At 34.7% G+C, this 14,752-nt stretch carries 15 protein-coding genes; 6 read left to right on the top strand and 9 right to left on the bottom strand.

Annotation, left to right across the window (positions count from 1 at the left end; genetic code table 11):
* Positions 1 to 97: 97 nt before the first annotated feature.
* The 4 genes from rpmB (at position 98) to CAN42_RS07990 (ending at position 1,844) form a co-directional block, all read left to right on the top strand.
* Complete coding sequence (gene rpmB, locus CAN42_RS07980; RefSeq protein ID WP_005955693.1) at positions 98 to 289, top strand: 50S ribosomal protein L28; 192 nt, start codon at positions 98 to 100, stop codon at positions 287 to 289.
* Positions 290 to 430: 141 nt separating this feature from the next.
* Positions 431 to 856: a helix-turn-helix domain-containing protein gene (locus CAN42_RS07985; protein ID WP_135100549.1), complete on the top strand. Its 426-nt coding sequence runs from the start codon at positions 431 to 433 to the stop codon at positions 854 to 856.
* Positions 853 to 987, top strand: coding sequence for a hypothetical protein (locus CAN42_RS09175; RefSeq protein ID WP_280630423.1), 135 nt, complete (start codon positions 853 to 855; stop codon positions 985 to 987). Before CAN42_RS07985 ends, CAN42_RS09175 begins: the two co-directional genes overlap by 4 nt.
* On the top strand, positions 975 to 1,844 hold the full coding sequence (locus CAN42_RS07990) for an IS3 family transposase (protein WP_245149820.1): 870 nt from the start codon (positions 975 to 977) through the stop codon (positions 1,842 to 1,844). Before CAN42_RS09175 ends, CAN42_RS07990 begins: the two co-directional genes overlap by 13 nt.
* A gap of 126 nt (positions 1,845 to 1,970) precedes the next feature.
* Here CAN42_RS07990 and CAN42_RS07995 read toward each other — a convergent pair whose 3' ends face one another.
* A complete protein-coding gene (locus tag CAN42_RS07995) occupies positions 1,971 to 3,248 on the bottom strand; it encodes a bifunctional folylpolyglutamate synthase/dihydrofolate synthase (RefSeq protein ID WP_085876239.1) in 1,278 nt (425 codons plus the stop codon).
* A gap of 121 nt (positions 3,249 to 3,369) precedes the next feature.
* Between CAN42_RS07995 and brnQ the strand changes: the two genes are divergently transcribed.
* Positions 3,370 to 4,677, top strand: a complete 1,308-nt coding sequence (gene brnQ, locus CAN42_RS08000; protein WP_085876240.1) for a branched-chain amino acid transport system II carrier protein — start codon at positions 3,370 to 3,372, stop codon at positions 4,675 to 4,677.
* A gap of 77 nt (positions 4,678 to 4,754) precedes the next feature.
* Here brnQ and radA read toward each other — a convergent pair whose 3' ends face one another.
* The 7 genes from radA to fusA all read right to left on the bottom strand — a co-directional run bounded on the left by radA (position 4,755) and on the right by fusA (position 13,469).
* Complete coding sequence (radA, locus tag CAN42_RS08005; RefSeq protein ID WP_085876241.1) at positions 4,755 to 6,134, bottom strand: DNA repair protein RadA; 1,380 nt, start codon at positions 6,132 to 6,134, stop codon at positions 4,755 to 4,757.
* Positions 6,106 to 8,571 (bottom strand): ATP-dependent Clp protease ATP-binding subunit, encoded by a 2,466-nt coding sequence (locus CAN42_RS08010; RefSeq protein WP_085876242.1) that lies wholly within the window; start codon positions 8,569 to 8,571, stop codon positions 6,106 to 6,108. The genes radA and CAN42_RS08010 overlap by 29 nt, the downstream gene beginning before the upstream one ends.
* On the bottom strand, positions 8,568 to 9,548 hold the full coding sequence (locus tag CAN42_RS08015) for an ATP--guanido phosphotransferase (protein ID WP_085876243.1): 981 nt from the start codon (positions 9,546 to 9,548) through the stop codon (positions 8,568 to 8,570). Before CAN42_RS08015 ends, CAN42_RS08010 begins: the two co-directional genes overlap by 4 nt.
* A complete protein-coding gene (locus CAN42_RS08020) occupies positions 9,541 to 10,053 on the bottom strand; it encodes a UvrB/UvrC motif-containing protein (protein WP_085876244.1) in 513 nt (170 codons plus the stop codon). The genes CAN42_RS08015 and CAN42_RS08020 overlap by 8 nt, the downstream gene beginning before the upstream one ends.
* Before the next feature lie 11 nt (positions 10,054 to 10,064).
* Positions 10,065 to 10,517 (bottom strand): CtsR family transcriptional regulator, encoded by a 453-nt coding sequence (locus CAN42_RS08025; protein ID WP_062572253.1) that lies wholly within the window; start codon positions 10,515 to 10,517, stop codon positions 10,065 to 10,067.
* Positions 10,518 to 10,793: 276 nt separating this feature from the next.
* Positions 10,794 to 11,276: a hypothetical protein gene (locus CAN42_RS08030; RefSeq protein WP_085876245.1), complete on the bottom strand. Its 483-nt coding sequence runs from the start codon at positions 11,274 to 11,276 to the stop codon at positions 10,794 to 10,796.
* Positions 11,277 to 11,408: 132 nt separating this feature from the next.
* Positions 11,409 to 13,469 carry an elongation factor G gene (gene fusA, locus CAN42_RS08035; protein ID WP_085876246.1) on the bottom strand — a complete coding sequence of 687 codons (2,061 nt, stop codon included), beginning with the start codon at positions 13,467 to 13,469 and terminating at the stop codon, positions 11,409 to 11,411.
* Between the two features lie 151 nt (positions 13,470 to 13,620).
* Between fusA and CAN42_RS08040 the strand changes: the two genes are divergently transcribed.
* Positions 13,621 to 14,268, top strand: coding sequence for a helix-hairpin-helix domain-containing protein (locus tag CAN42_RS08040; protein ID WP_085876247.1), 648 nt, complete (start codon positions 13,621 to 13,623; stop codon positions 14,266 to 14,268).
* Positions 14,269 to 14,415: 147 nt separating this feature from the next.
* Here CAN42_RS08040 and CAN42_RS08045 read toward each other — a convergent pair whose 3' ends face one another.
* Positions 14,416 to 14,751, bottom strand: a complete 336-nt coding sequence (locus CAN42_RS08045; protein WP_085876248.1) for a cytochrome C biosynthesis protein — start codon at positions 14,749 to 14,751, stop codon at positions 14,416 to 14,418.
* Position 14,752 lies beyond the last annotated feature (1 nt).

A 14,752-nucleotide genomic window follows, 5' to 3' on the forward strand; every position in this document is an offset into this window, starting at 1 on the left:
AATTTAGTGTAAAATAATAACATATTGAAAAAATATTTGCACTTAGCGGGCTTTTTTGATAAAATATTGTCTGCTTAATAACTAAAGGAGGTGCGTTATGGCTAAAAGATGTGAAATTTGTGGAAAAGAAAAATCATTTGGAAATAAAATCTCTTTCTCTCACTCTCGTTCTAACAGAAGCTGGTCTCCTAACATTAGAAGAGTTAAGGCTGTAGTTAATGGATCAAGAAAAAGAATTAACGTATGTACTAGATGCCTAAGATCTGGTAAAGTCGAAAGAGCTATATAATTAAGGGTCTTGGTTAAGATCCTTTTTTTATTTAGGATTTACATATTCTCCCTAGTGGAGTTTCAATAAGAAAACCCCTTGAGTATGAACTGACCCCCAAAAGTTGGACTTAAAAACCAACTTAAGGAGGTCAGTTTTTAAATGGCAAAATACAAAACAGAATTTAAGGTTAAAGTAGTAAAAGAATATCTTGAAGGAAATGTAAGTTACAAAGACTTAGCGAAAAAATACTCCATACCAGATAAACATATCGTTAGAACTTGGGTTAATGCTTATGAATCTCAAGGCTATGAAGGACTAAAAGTATCAAGAAAAAATAATAACTACTCTTTAGACTTAAAACTAAATGTAGTAGACTTGTATTTAACAGGAGAAATGTCCTATCAAAGCCTAGCAAATGAACTTAAAATCAGTAATCCATCCATTATAGCTAGATGGGTAAAAGAATTTAGAGACGAAGGCATAGAAGGACTGAAACCAAAAAAGAGAGGAAGACCTTCAAATATGCCAAATACAGATAAAAATAAAGATTTAAAAAACAAACATAATAAAACAAAAAAGAATTGAGTGAATTAGAAAAACTAAGAAAAGAAAACTACTATCTTCAAATGGAAGTAGAAATTCTAAAAAAAAAGATTCAATTCTCTCAAATGACAGAAACAGAAATAGACGAATATCTAAGGTCATTAGATCATTAAGAGATAAATTCAAACTAAAGGATCTTTTAGAATACTTTAACTTTCCAAAATCAAGCTACATGTATTGGCAACAACGCTTAGACATACCAAACAAAGATGAGCAAGTAGAGAAGAAAATACTAGAGATTAGAAAAGATAATCCAAACTATGGATACAGAAGAATAACAGCAATGTTAAAGAAAACAGGGCTTTTGATAAATAAAAAGAAAGTTCAAAGACTAGTACAAAAGCTAAAACTTCAAGTAACAAACTTCTCAAGAAAAACAAGAAAATACTCATCATACAAAGGAACAATAGGTAGAGTAGCAGACAATAAAATAAATAGAAACTTTAAAGTAGAAAAAGCCTACACATATATAACAACAGATACAACAGAATTTAAGTATCTAGAAAAAGATACAAAAGACAACTATCAAGTAAAAAAACTTTATCTAAATCCATATTTAGATATGTATAATGGTGAAATAATATCCTATGAGATATCAAAACAACCAACACTAGAACCAATACTAAAAGCCTTAGACAAAGCAATAGAAATAACAAGCACTAACAAGAATAAGAGGATCTTTCATTCAGACCAAGGATGGGCTTATCAAATAAAACAATATACATCAAGACTTGAAAAAGAAGGGATAACCCAATCGATGTCAAGAAAGGGAAATTGCCTAGATAACTCCCCAATGGAAAACTTCTTCGGGATACTTAAACAAGAAATCTACTATGGCAAGAAATTCTATTCATATGAAGAATTAAAAGAAACAATAGAAGAGTATATAGAATATTACAATAAAGACAGAATAAAAGAAAAATTAGGATATTTAAGTCCAGTGGAATATAGAAAGTTAAACGCAGCATAAAAAATTTTCCACCCCTAGGGGTGGAAAGCAATAAAATAATACCAGAACTAGTAAACTACCAGTCCTGGTATTAGGTCCAACTTTATGGGGTCACCACAGTAATCAAGGGGCTTTTTGCTTGCAATTTTATTTTAACTTTTCTAAAATTATTTTTCTTATGTCTTTGATGAGGTAGAGAGATCCACACCAGAGGATCATATCTCCTTGGTCTGCAAGGTCAAGAGTTTTTTCTACTGCTTCTCTCCTGTTCTTGATGGCAAATATTTCTTTGCTTGATATTTCTTTAAATTCCTTTTCTAGCAAGTCAATGTCTGTTCGCCTATCGTTATCTATTTCTGTCAAGACAAGCTTATCTGCAAGTCCTTCAATTTTTTCTAAGATGTGTTTGTGGTCCTTGTCCTTTAAGAGGGAGAAACCTAAGATTAATTTATTGTAGCTGAACTTCTTTACACTTTTTTCTATGCCCTCAATGGAGTCTAGGTTGTGGGACCCGTCAACTACAATAAGGGGATCTCTTGAAATACATTCTATCCTTCCAATGTTCTCTGCCTTTTTTATTCCTTCTTTTATTTTTTCCTTATCCAACTTATAGTCTTTTCTTAAATAATCCAAAACCATAAGGGCAAGGGCTGCATTGTACACTTGGTGATCCCCTACAAGGGAAGTCTCTAGGTCCTTATAGTCTCTAAAGTTAAATTTGTTTCCAAATTCATTAGAAGAAATTATTTCAACTTCATCAAAGTCAAAGTCATTAAAGCTAGAGGACTTTTCTTTTGCAAGACTCTTTAACTTTTCTTTTGCTTCTTCAGCTTGTGGATAAGAAAAAACATGAGAGTTTTCTTTTATTATCCCACCCTTTTCCTTTGCAATCTTCTCTAGGGTATCTCCCAAGATGTTTGCGTGGTCAAGAGCTATGTGACAAAAGACTGGGATGGATTTTTCCATTACATTGGTTGCGTCAACTCGTCCTCCCATACCAACTTCCATTACTGCGAAGTCCAAGTTTTTTCTTGCGAAGTAAATATAGGCTATTGAAGTTAAAATTTCAAAGCCGCTAACAAAAATTTCTTTCTTATCAAGTTCTTCAACTTCTTTTCTTACTTCACTGGCAAGCTTTGCAAAGTCATCTTCGCTTATGACTTCCCTATTAACTTCTATCTCTTCACGAATATTTGTTATATAGGGTGATGTGAACTTGCCCACTGAATAATTATTTTCTATGAGGGCATTGGTGATGAAACTTGCAACTGATCCCTTGCCATTAGTTCCTGTTATGTGAATTATTTTTAATTTATCTTGGGGTCTATTAAAAATTTCTAATAGGGCTCTGATGTTATCAAGAGTAAATTCTCCAAGAGGTATGTTTCTATTTTCAAGCCAAGCTACTGCTTCTTTGTAATCCATATAAACCTTCCTTTCAATAATATTGATATTATCAAAATATTTACATCTAATCAATAATTTGTGTATCCAAAAGCCTCTCTATGTGATAGAATAGAAAAAATATTATTATGGAGGTAAAAAGATGAACAATGAAATCAAGACGAAAGATTTATTCATTATTGGCTTCGCATTATTCGCAATGTTCTTCGGAGCTGGTAACTTAATCTTTCCCCCTTATCTAGGTTTGTTGTCGGGTCACCAATGGTGGATAGGATTTTTAGGTTTTACGATTACAGATGCAGGCTTAGGACTACTGGCAATCATAGCCCTTTCTAAGTATGAAGGTAACCTCAACGTCCTCGCTTCAAGGATTAACAAGACTTTTGCAATTGTTATGTCTACGGCTATTATTTTATGTATCGGGCCCTTCTTGGCAACTCCAAGAACTGCTGCCACTACTTATGAAATTGCAATCTTGCCAATCTTTGGTGAGTCCTTTAACAGGTATTTATTCTCTGTTATCTTCTTTGTTGTTGCTTGTCTACTAAGTATTAGACCTAGCAAGGTTGTTGACATAGTTGGAAAGTTTCTTACTCCTTCACTTTTACTTTGTATGACAGTTCTAATTATAAAGGGAATTGCCACTCCAATAGGCGAAGTTGCAGACACTACAATGATCGACAATGTCCTCAAAAAGGGTATCACTGATGGCTACCAAACAATGGATGCCATTGCAAGTTGTATGTTTGCCCTAGTTGTTATTGGCGCAGTTAAGACAAGAAGATATTCTTCACAAAAAGTTGAGATTAAGGCAACTATTTTATCAAGTGTTATTGCAGTAATTTTATTGGCACTAATTTACGGAGGTCTTTTATATCTTGGAGCTCAAACTTCACTCCTTGGCATTTATAATGCAGACACTGATTCTACTCTACTTCTTGTTGATATTACAAATCGAGTTCTTGGCGGCATTGGGGTTTACATCCTTGCTATTATTACTGCTCTTGCTTGTCTTACAACTGCTATTGGACTTATTTCTGCAACTGGTAACTTCTTCAACGACTTAACTTTCAACAAAATTTCTTACGAAAGAGTTGTTGTTCTTTGTTCCATTGTTTCATGTTTAATATCAATGCTTGGTGTTACACAAATTATTAAAATTTCTGCACCAATTCTTGAAATTATTTATCCATGTGCAATGACAATTGTCATCCTAGGACTATTTAACGAAAAAATTAAAGACGACTTAGTCTTTAAGCTTCCTTCTCTTGTTTCACTAGCCTTTGGTTTCTTATTCGTCCTACAAGGCAAGGGACTTCTTGGTGGATTTGGAGAAATGCTTACAAAATTACCACTTACTGAGTTTGGTCTTGGATGGGTATGCCCAATGATCCTTGGACTTTTAGTTGCTCTTGCGATTTCATCTACAAGACACACTAAGGAAGCCTAAAATTTTAAAAAATGCAAAAGAAAAACTCTTATTACTTATTAGTTAAGTAACAAGAGTTTTTTTTATTGTCTAAATTTTTATAAGTTAAAAATTTTTGCTAGGACTTCAGAGATGTTTGACATCTTAATAACTTCTAAGTCCTTGTAATTTTCTTCCTTCACATTGGAATATTTAGAAACGTAGGCTTTTTTGAAGCCCATTCTCTCTGCTTCTTTAAGTCTTACGTCAAGGCTTGGAACATTTTTTAGTTCTCCCGTAAGTCCCACGTCGGCAACAAAAACTGAGTTAGCTTCAACGGGCTTGTTAAGAGTTGATGACACAATAGAAACCATTACTGAAAGGTTTGATGCCTGCTCCTTAACTTTTATGCCACCAGTTGACTTGACTACTATGTTTTTGTCTAAGAAGGTCATACCTGCCCTCTCTTCAAGAATTGAAACAAGAGTGTTTAGGTGTTCCCTCCTAACTGATTCAGAAATCCTTGATGGATAAGGAAGGAAGGACTTAGAGGCAAGGGCCTCTGTTTCAAGAATTATTGGTCTTGTTCCCTCTCTTATAACTGAAAGAGATGAGCCTGGTACTTGGTCTGATACTGCCCTCTTGGTCATAAAATATTCTGATGGGTTGTCAATTGAAATCATTCCCCTTTCTGTCATAGAAAAAAATCCAATTTCACCAGTGGACCCATACCTGTTCTTTGTTGTCATAAGGGACCTCAAGTCTTCTGATGAATCGCCATCAATTAAGAGGACAGTATCCACTAAGTGTTCAAGGCTTCTCACACCTGCAAGTTCATCTTGCTTAGTCATTTGACCAACTAAGAAAACCATACGAGGCTTTTCTAAATCCTTGGCAACTTCTGTCATCTTGTAGGCGCACTCCATAGTTTGTGTTGGCGTCCCTGGTCTTTGTGGAAACTCATCAAGAGTAAAGGTTTGAATTGAGTCTATGATTATAAGTTGAGGATCAATTTTTTCAACTTGGTCCAGGACAGAGTTAAGTGAAGTTACAGAGTAAACCCAAATATTTTCAGAAAGCTTGTCGAGAATCCTCTCTGCTCTCATCTTAATTTGTGTTTCTGATTCTTCTCCCGATGCATAGAGGACCCTCATCCCCTTGTTGGCAAGGTCATTGGCAACCTGCATAAGAAGAGTTGACTTACCTGAACCAGGTTTTGCCGTCAAGATGCTAACAGAATCACGAACTATTCCCCCGCCCATGACCCTGTTAAATTCTTCTATGCTAGTCTTTACTCTCTCATCTAAAGAAACTGCAACAGTATTTAATTTTTGTGCATCCTTTTTAACTTTTTTGGTCCTTGTGGAAGTCTTTCCTGATGAGGACTCCTCTTCCTTTTCTTCTAAGCTATTCCAAGAACCACAGTTGGGACACTTCCCAAAAAATCCATGAGAAATGTAACCGCATTTATTACATTGATAGACTATTTTCTTTTTCATCTTTTGCCTTTTTTGTCTTTTTAAGTTTTTTTATTTGAACCTTCTTGTATTTAACATCTACAGAAATCCCATCGCCATCCTTGATCTTTCCATCTAAGAATTCATCGGCAATCTTGTCTTCGATTAATTTTGTAATAGTTCTTTGAAGAGGTCTTGCGCCAAAGACCTTATCATATCCCTCATCAACTAAGAAGTTTATAAGTTTATTTGTGTAAGTTGCCTTGATGCCCATGTCCTTAAGTCTAATGTTAAGACTAGCAAGCATATTCTTAACAATGTCTTTGATTTCAGTTTTTTCAAGAGCCTTAAAGACTACTACATCATCAACCCTGTTTAAAAATTCTGGTTTAAACATATCCTTTAAGGATTGGTCTATAATCTTCTTCATATTTTCATACTCACTTTTCTTTTCAGAATCATCTGAAGTTGAAAAGCCTAGAACTGAATTCTTAGCTAAGAGGTTAGCACCTGCATTGGATGTCATAATTATAACAGTGTCTTTGAAGTTTACAGTCCTTCCCTTGGAGTCAGTTAGCCTTCCTTCATCAAGAATTTGTAGAAGGATGTTAAATATATCTGGGTGGGCCTTTTCAATTTCATCCAAAAGAATAACTGAATAAGGGTTGGTCCTAACAGCCTCTGTTAACTCTCCACCTTCGTCGTAACCAACATATCCTGGAGGTGAACCCACAAGTCTTGATACAGTGAATTTCTCCATATATTCAGACATATCAAACCTAATCATATTTTCTTCTTTGCCAAATAAGTTTTTGGCTAGGCTCTTTGCAAGATAAGTCTTACCAACACCAGTTGGACCAACAAAGATAAAGGAACCTATTGGCTTGTTTGGATCCTTAAGTCCAATCCTTGACCTCTTTATTGCCTTGGCAAGAGCCTCAACAGCTTGGTCTTGTCCCTTGACGTCTTCTTTTAATTTGATGTCAAGGTCTCTTAATTTTTCTGTTTCTTCTTCTGTCATTTCAGTAACAGGAACCTTGGACCAATCTGAAACTATGTCAGCTATAAGCTCTGGAGAAACTTCCTTTTTGGATTCTTTTTCTCTAAATTCAATTCTCTTGTCCTCTAATTCCCTTTCAACTCGCTTTTGTTCATCTCTAAGGTTGGCTGCAAGTTCGTAGTCTTGGTCTCTCACTGCTTGGCTTTTCTTTTCTTCAATGTCTTCAAGGTCAAGCTTATATTTTTCTTCAAACTCTGGAACCTTGTAGGACTCAATTTTTAATTTTGAGCTTGCTTCATCAATGAGGTCAATGGCCTTGTCTGGCAAAAACCTATCATTTAGGTATCTGTCAGAATATTTTACAGCTGCTTCAATACTTTCATCTGGAATAATAACATGGTGGTGGTCTTCGTAAATCTTTTTAAGACCTTGGATGATTTTAATTGAGTCTTCTGTGCTTGGTTCATCAACCATTATTGGCATAAGCCTTCTTTCAAAGGCAGAGTCCTTTTCAATTTTTTGCCTGTATTCTGTAATTGTTGTAGCTCCAATAATTTGTAGGACAGACCTTGTAAGCATAGGTTTTAAAATATTTGAAGCGTCAAGAGATCCTTCAGCTGACCCTGCACCAATGATGACGTGCATCTCATCAATGAATAAAATAATATTTTTATTCTTGCTTGCTTCATTAGTTACATTTTTTAATCTCTCTTCAAAGTCTCCCCTGTATTTTGCTCCAGCAATAAGTTGAGAAATATCAAGAGTTAGGATAATTTTATCCTTCATAATTTCTGGAACATTTCCTGCAACAATTTCTGCAGCAAGTCCCTCAGCTATGGCAGTTTTACCAACACCTGGCTCTCCAATTAGGACTGGGTTGTTTTTTGTCCTCCTTGAAAGGACTTGGATAACTCTTTTAATTTCCTTTTCCCTTCCAATTACAGGGTCAATTTTTCCTTCTTCTGCCTTTTTATTTAAGTTTGTTGTGTATTTTTCTAAAGCTTCTGATCCAGCTTCATCGCCTTCTTCATAATCTTCATAGTCTTCCATATTATTTAAAATATCATTTTCAAGACTCATTATGTCAATGCCTAGTCTTTTTAAAACTAGGATGGCAACTCCCTGACCCTCTCTTAGGATACCAAGGAGAAGGTGATCAGTTGACACTGTGTTCTCGCCCATCTCTCTTGAAACTTCAAAGGCAAGTTCAAAGATCCTCTTAGTCCTTGGAGTGTAAGCAATGCTTGACACCACTGGACCTTGACCCTGGCTAACTATATCCATAGTAGTTTCCTTTGCCTTCTTGTAATCTATCCCAAGCTTTGAAAGTATATGGGCACCTGCATCTGTTCCTTCTCGCAAAATTCCAAGAAGGATGTGTTCTGACCCTATATATGAATGCCTCTGTTCCCTTGCTTCTTGCTGAGCAAAGAGGATGGCTTTTTGTGATTTTTCACTAAACTTCCCAAACATACTCATTTGAAAACCTCCTTCATGAGAGCTCTCGACTTGTTAGCCCTTAGGATGTCTCTCGACCTAAGGTCTAAGATTGAGCCTCTCTCAATTTGTAAGTGTCCATTTCTAAGCTTCATAATTTCTTGGTAAAAGTCAAATTCCCTATTTGGCTTTAAGATTGAAAGTTCAACCCCAAGGTTTATCATGCTCATGGACTGCATCATCTCTTCTTCCGACAATAACCTTGCATTGGCAAGTAGACCGTAGGACCTGTTGACCATGTCTTCAAGGCTAATAATATTATCAAGATAAAGTTTTTTTCTATTTTCTCTTTCCACATCAGCAATCTCCTCGCTAATGAGTTTTAATTTTTCTATATAAGATCCTTCCTCTTCTGTCAAGCTTGACTCAAAGGAAAGGGTGTAAATACTTGCAAGAGCCTTCTTGGACTTGTCCCTGTAAGACCCCAATGTGTAACCAAGCCTTGATAGACCCTTGGCAATTTCATTTATCCCAAAATAATTTAGAGCTGGCAGGTACAAAAAGGCTATGGGTTTAAAACCAGTTCCTGCATTAAAAACCCTTGAAGTCAGGTAGCCATACTCTGGACTAAAGGCAAAGTTTATTTTTTCTTCAAGCTTTCCTTCCAGGTCATAGATTTCCTTGTAAAGTTCATCAAGGGACTGAGTCCTAGAAAACTTTGAAAGTTCTAGGTGTTCACTGGAATTAATCAAAATATCTGGCTCATCATCCTTTTGGTAGAAGCCAATATTCTTCTTATCAACAAAAGTCTTGCCAAATCTCCCCTCTTCAATAAGTTTTAACTTCTTGAGGGATGGCATCTTTTCAATATCAAGATTTTCATAACCCCTTCCTCTTATTATTGGGTCAAGAAATTCTAAATTTTCTCTTAATTCTTCATCAGACATAGTGTTGACGAAGTTCTTGCCGTCAATGTTTCTATATAATTTTACCTTATTTCCCAAAATAATATTAGACATTGGCATCTTCCTTTAAGGCTTTTATCTCGTCCCTTATTTCTGCAGCCCTTTCATATTCCTCTAGGCTAATAGCAAGGTCCAACTTTTCCCTAAGGTCTTCAAGCTTCCTATTGTAGTAAATATAGGATTCTGAGTTCTTGGGAATTTTTCCCCTGTATTTTAAATTTATATTTAGGGCCTTTAGGTAAGACTTAATTTCATTTCCAAAGGAGTCATAACATTTTGGACAACCCAAGGCTCCTGTGTTTTTAAGTTCACTTAGGCTCCTGCCACAATACTCACATCTTATGTCATCTTCCTCCTCATTGTAAGAGTTGGCAGTGAATTTAAAAATATTTTTTAGGGCATTTTCTAGTTGAGGAATTATATTTTGATAACCCTGAAATTCTTTTTTAAATTTTTCTTCAGCACAAACTTGGCAGAGATGAACTTCTTCCACTTCGTCATTATTTATCCTTGTGTAGGAAATTATTGATTCTCTTTCTTTGCAGTTGTCGCACAACATCTTCTTCCCTCCTAGCTGAAAATGACAAGGAGCATATTCTTTAACAAATCTGCCCTCAGTTCATTTCTATTTTCGCATTGACTTAGAGACCTATCAGATAGGCTCACCTTCATAAGTTCCATTTCCCTTCTAGTGACCTTCTTAAGTCTAACAAGCTCTTCCAAAAGATCATCTGAGTTATTTTTTGTAATGGAGTCCCCTACGAAGTCCAAAAATCTCTCCAGCCTTTCATCATCATCTTCTATTTTAACTTTTACAATCCTAATGTAGCCGCCGCCACCTCGTCTTGACTCAACGTAGTAGCCCTTAAAGGGCGTAAACCTCGTTGTCAAAACGTAATTTATTTGTGAAGGGGCGCAGTTAAATTGGTCTGAAATTTTTGATCTTTGTATTTCAACAACTCCACCAGATTCAAATATTAATTCAGTTAAAAAATCTTCTATGGAATTGGATAATTTTGACATAAAACCATTCCTTTGACTATCTTTGTCTTTTAAATTATAAAAAAACTGACTATCTTTTACTATATCTAGTTTAATATAAACTAGGGCTTTTGTAAAGTATTTGGTTTCGTGTCCTTTTAACCCTATATGCTTTTTGTTGTTTTTAAATAATTATTACTTTAATTATTTTATTAAAAAGTTAAGAAATGGATTCATAAAAATAGTAAATTTTTTAAATGAAAATATCTGTTGGGTTTTAACTCACCAACAGATATTTTCAAGCCATTTAATTCTTTTTTACTTATTTGCGACTTTTTCTCGTTCTAGTTCTAAAATAGTAAATGATCCTTTTGGAATACCACTATTAGAAGAGAAATCTAAATCTTTTTTTGAATTTTTTGAATCAGTAATAAGTACATAACTACTATGTTTTTTAGAACTAGAAATTCTCAAACTCATATCAGAAACTCTTACTGCTATACGTGCATTCTCATTATCTTTATTAGCAAATATTAATAAATAATCCGCATCTTTATTTGTTGTAAATTTAAAACCCTGTTCTTCCATAATCTTGTTGCTTACTATAACATCTTTTAACTTATATTTGTACAAACTATCATAACTTAAATTATTAATAATTTTTTCATAGTTTGGTTTTTCATCACAAACATCAATATGAAAATCATAGTTTTCTTTTTTTGAATTTAAAAAAGAAAATCCACACATAATTGACACAAGAGCCAAAGATATCAAAATTAATACAATTTTTTTAGTTTTCATTTTTATCCCCTTTCTATAAGATATAATGTTACCTAACTAAATTATAAAACTATCAATGTTGCTTTTCAATATCTTTAATTGTTTTATAATAAAAAAGGTTGAGCACTTAAGCCCAACCTTTAAAAATTTATATTATTTTTCTGCTTGTCTTTCTTCAATAATTTTATCTGCAATATTTTGTGGAACTTCTTCGTATCTTATAAATTCCATATTGAAAGTTCCCCTACCTTGAGTAAGTGATCTAAGATCAATTAGGTAAGTGAATAATTCAGCTTGAGGAGCTTCAGCAATAAGAACTTGAGTGCCGTCATTTTGTTGGTCCATACCAAGAATTCTTCCACGTCTTTTATTCATATCTCCCATTACATCCCCAAGATATGCTTCTGGGATTGTAACTTCAACCTTCATAATTGGTTCAAGAAGAACTGGGCTTGCTTCTTGCATACCCTTCTTGAAGGCAAGATTTGCAGCAAGCTTGAAAGACATTTCGTTGGAGTCTACATCGTGGTAAGATCCATCATATAGAACAGCCTTGAAGTTTGTAACAGGATAGCCTGCAAGAACTCCCTTTTCCTTAGATTCAATGATACCCTTTTCAACTGCTGGGAAGTAGTTCTTAGGCACTGCACCACCAAATACTTCTTCGCCAAATTCAAATTCAGCTTCACAAGGTTCAAATCTAATCCAAACATCACCGTATTGACCTGCTCCACCAGATTGTTTCTTGTGCTTACCTTGAACACTTGCAGTCTTTCTAATTGTTTCTCTGTAAGGAATTATAAATGGAACAATTTCAACTTCAACTCCATAAGTGTTCTTTAATTTTTCAAGGATAACGTCAAGTTGAACCTTACCTTGACCACCAATAGTCATTTGCTTAGTTTCTGTGTTTCTTTCTATAGTAAATGTTGGGTCTTCGTCCCTAATCTTCTTTAGAGATTGAGTAAGTTTTTCTTCATCGCCCTTAGTCTTAGGTTCAATTGCATAATATAAAACTGGAGTTGGGTGTTTTAACTTCTTGTATTCAACTAGGTGGTCTTTATCGCAAAGCGTATCTCCAGTTAAGGTTCCAGCAAGTTTTGTTGTTGCGCCAATATCTCCTGCATAAATTTCGTCAACTTCTATTTGTTCCTTACCTCTCATTACGAAAAGACCGCCAAGTTTTTCACTTTCACCATTATTAACATTATATAAAGGTGTATTTTTAGTTAAAATACCAGAAATTACCTTAAAGATAGAAATTTTTCCTAAGAATGGGTCGGATACAGTTTTAAATACAACTGCTGCAAAAGGATCCTTTGCTGAAACCTTTCTTTCTTCCCCTTCCTTGTATCTAAATCCAAGGTGGGCACGATCATCGTCTGGTGCTGGCATGTAATTAACTATAGTGTTAAGTAAAATATCAATACCTATTCCCTTTTCACCAGATCCAACAAGTAGTGGAACTGCATCACCTTCAAGTAGGGCTGTTGTAACTCCTCTTAAAAGGTCTTCTCTTGTGAATTTTTCTCCAGAGAAATATTTTTCCATAAGAACTTCATCAGAACCTGCAACAACTTCTGCAATTTCTTCGTACATTCTTTCAGTTGCCTTAACTTGGTCGTGGTTAAGTTCAGTTTCTTGTGGTGCAGAGTTCACATACTTGTAACCCTTTTGGAAGATTACATCAGTTACACCAATAAAGTTTTCTCCTTCGCCAATAGGTACAGAGAAAGGAATAACTTTTTTACCAAAGGCGGCTTCAAGCTCGTCCATTAGCTTTCTAAAGTTTACATTTTCTCCGTCAATTTTATTTATAAATATAATTCTTGGAAGTCCAATTTTTTCTGTGTATTTCCAAGTTCTTTCTGTTCCAACTTCGATTCCCTTAGTTGCATCTATAACCATAATTGCAGCTTCACTAGCTCTTAGGGCACTGTGAGCTTCTCCAACAAAATCAAGAAATCCAGGAGTATCTATTATGTTTACTTTATAATTTCTCCATTCAACAGGAATAATTGATGTAGCTATTGATGTTCCTCTTTCTCTTTCTTCCTTTGAGAAGTCAGAGATTGTATTCTTGCTAGAAACATTTCCAAGCTTTTTTGTAGCTCCACTTTGGAATAACATAGCCTCTGTTAGGTTAGTCTTTCCGGAGCCAGAATGTCCCACAAGAGCAAGATTTCTTACCTTATCTGTTGTATAAACTTTCATTGTTTTCCTCCTAAATATATTAATTTTTTTGAAATCGTTTCGATGAATAAATTATAACATAATTTTTAGTATTTGAAAACTGTGTAAAATTTATCTGTTTAGGGTATTACAAGCTTATAAATATAATATTATTAATAAATGAGTGGTGTAAATGGATTTTAAATTTTTGAAAAAAGATAACCTTCCCTACATAATAATAGTAGCCTTGCTCTTAGTCATCGGCTATCAGTATTACGATTCTCATAATGAAGATGATGATGCCAAAGAATTTTTAAAAATTAATACCTCTGGCGTAACCGATAAGAATAAAGCTCTCGAGTCAGGGTCAAGTGATCTTGCAATAGAAAGGGCTTCTGACGAAAAGGAAGAGATTATGGTTCACATCTCAGGAGCTGTCAATAAGCCTGGCATACTTAGGCTTGACTCAAATAAGCGTGTCGTTGATGCTCTTGACCTTGCTGGTGGTGCAAGAGATGATGCAGACCTCGACAAGATTAACCTTGCAGCAAAGCTTCACGACGAAGAAAAAATTTACATTCCAAAGATTGGCGAAGTCCAAAGTAATATTTCTAGTCTTGCCTCCAGTCCATCATCAAGTGCTTCATCTTCAAAGATAAATATTAACTCAGCAGACTTAAACGAGCTAACAAAAATTCCTGGCGTTGGAGAAAAAACTGCTCAAAAGATACTAGACTACAGGGCAAATAATTCTTTCTCTTCTATTGAGGACATAAAAAATGTTCCTGGCATTGGGGACAAAAAGTTTGAATCAATGAAGGACTACATCTCCACCTATTAATTTTTAATTAATCATTGCTTATGTACTTTTAAGCTGCAAGCTCTTGGCAGATATAAATTTTAAATTTTATATTTTTCATATCCTTTCTAATAAAAAAGCTCAAGAAAAAAGAAGCACCTAAGTGCCTCTTATCTTGAGCTTTTATCTTTATCTCTTTCTTGGGTTTCTCTTGTAGCGATTTTTATCTGAAGTGGCTATGCCTATAATTAGAGCAAAGATTAGGGACACTAATCCAGATGAAACTCCAACTACAAAGATAATTAAATTGTCTAAGCTGCTTGGATCAAAAAGTTTATTGATCACGATGAAAAGAGATATTGTTCCAATAAATACCAAGGCAAGTCCTGGTAAGTATTTTATAAATTTTAAATCTCTCGCAGCAAAATTTACTATAAAGGTGAGGACAACTCCAATTAATATTGCACCTAGAGTTAGGAGCAAGTAAAGAGAATTTTCCCCAACTAATTCCATGATTTTATTCATT

Source organism: Peptoniphilus vaginalis, assembly GCF_900176605.1.
Classification (GTDB): Bacteria; Bacillota; Clostridia; order Tissierellales; family Peptoniphilaceae; genus Peptoniphilus_A; species Peptoniphilus_A vaginalis.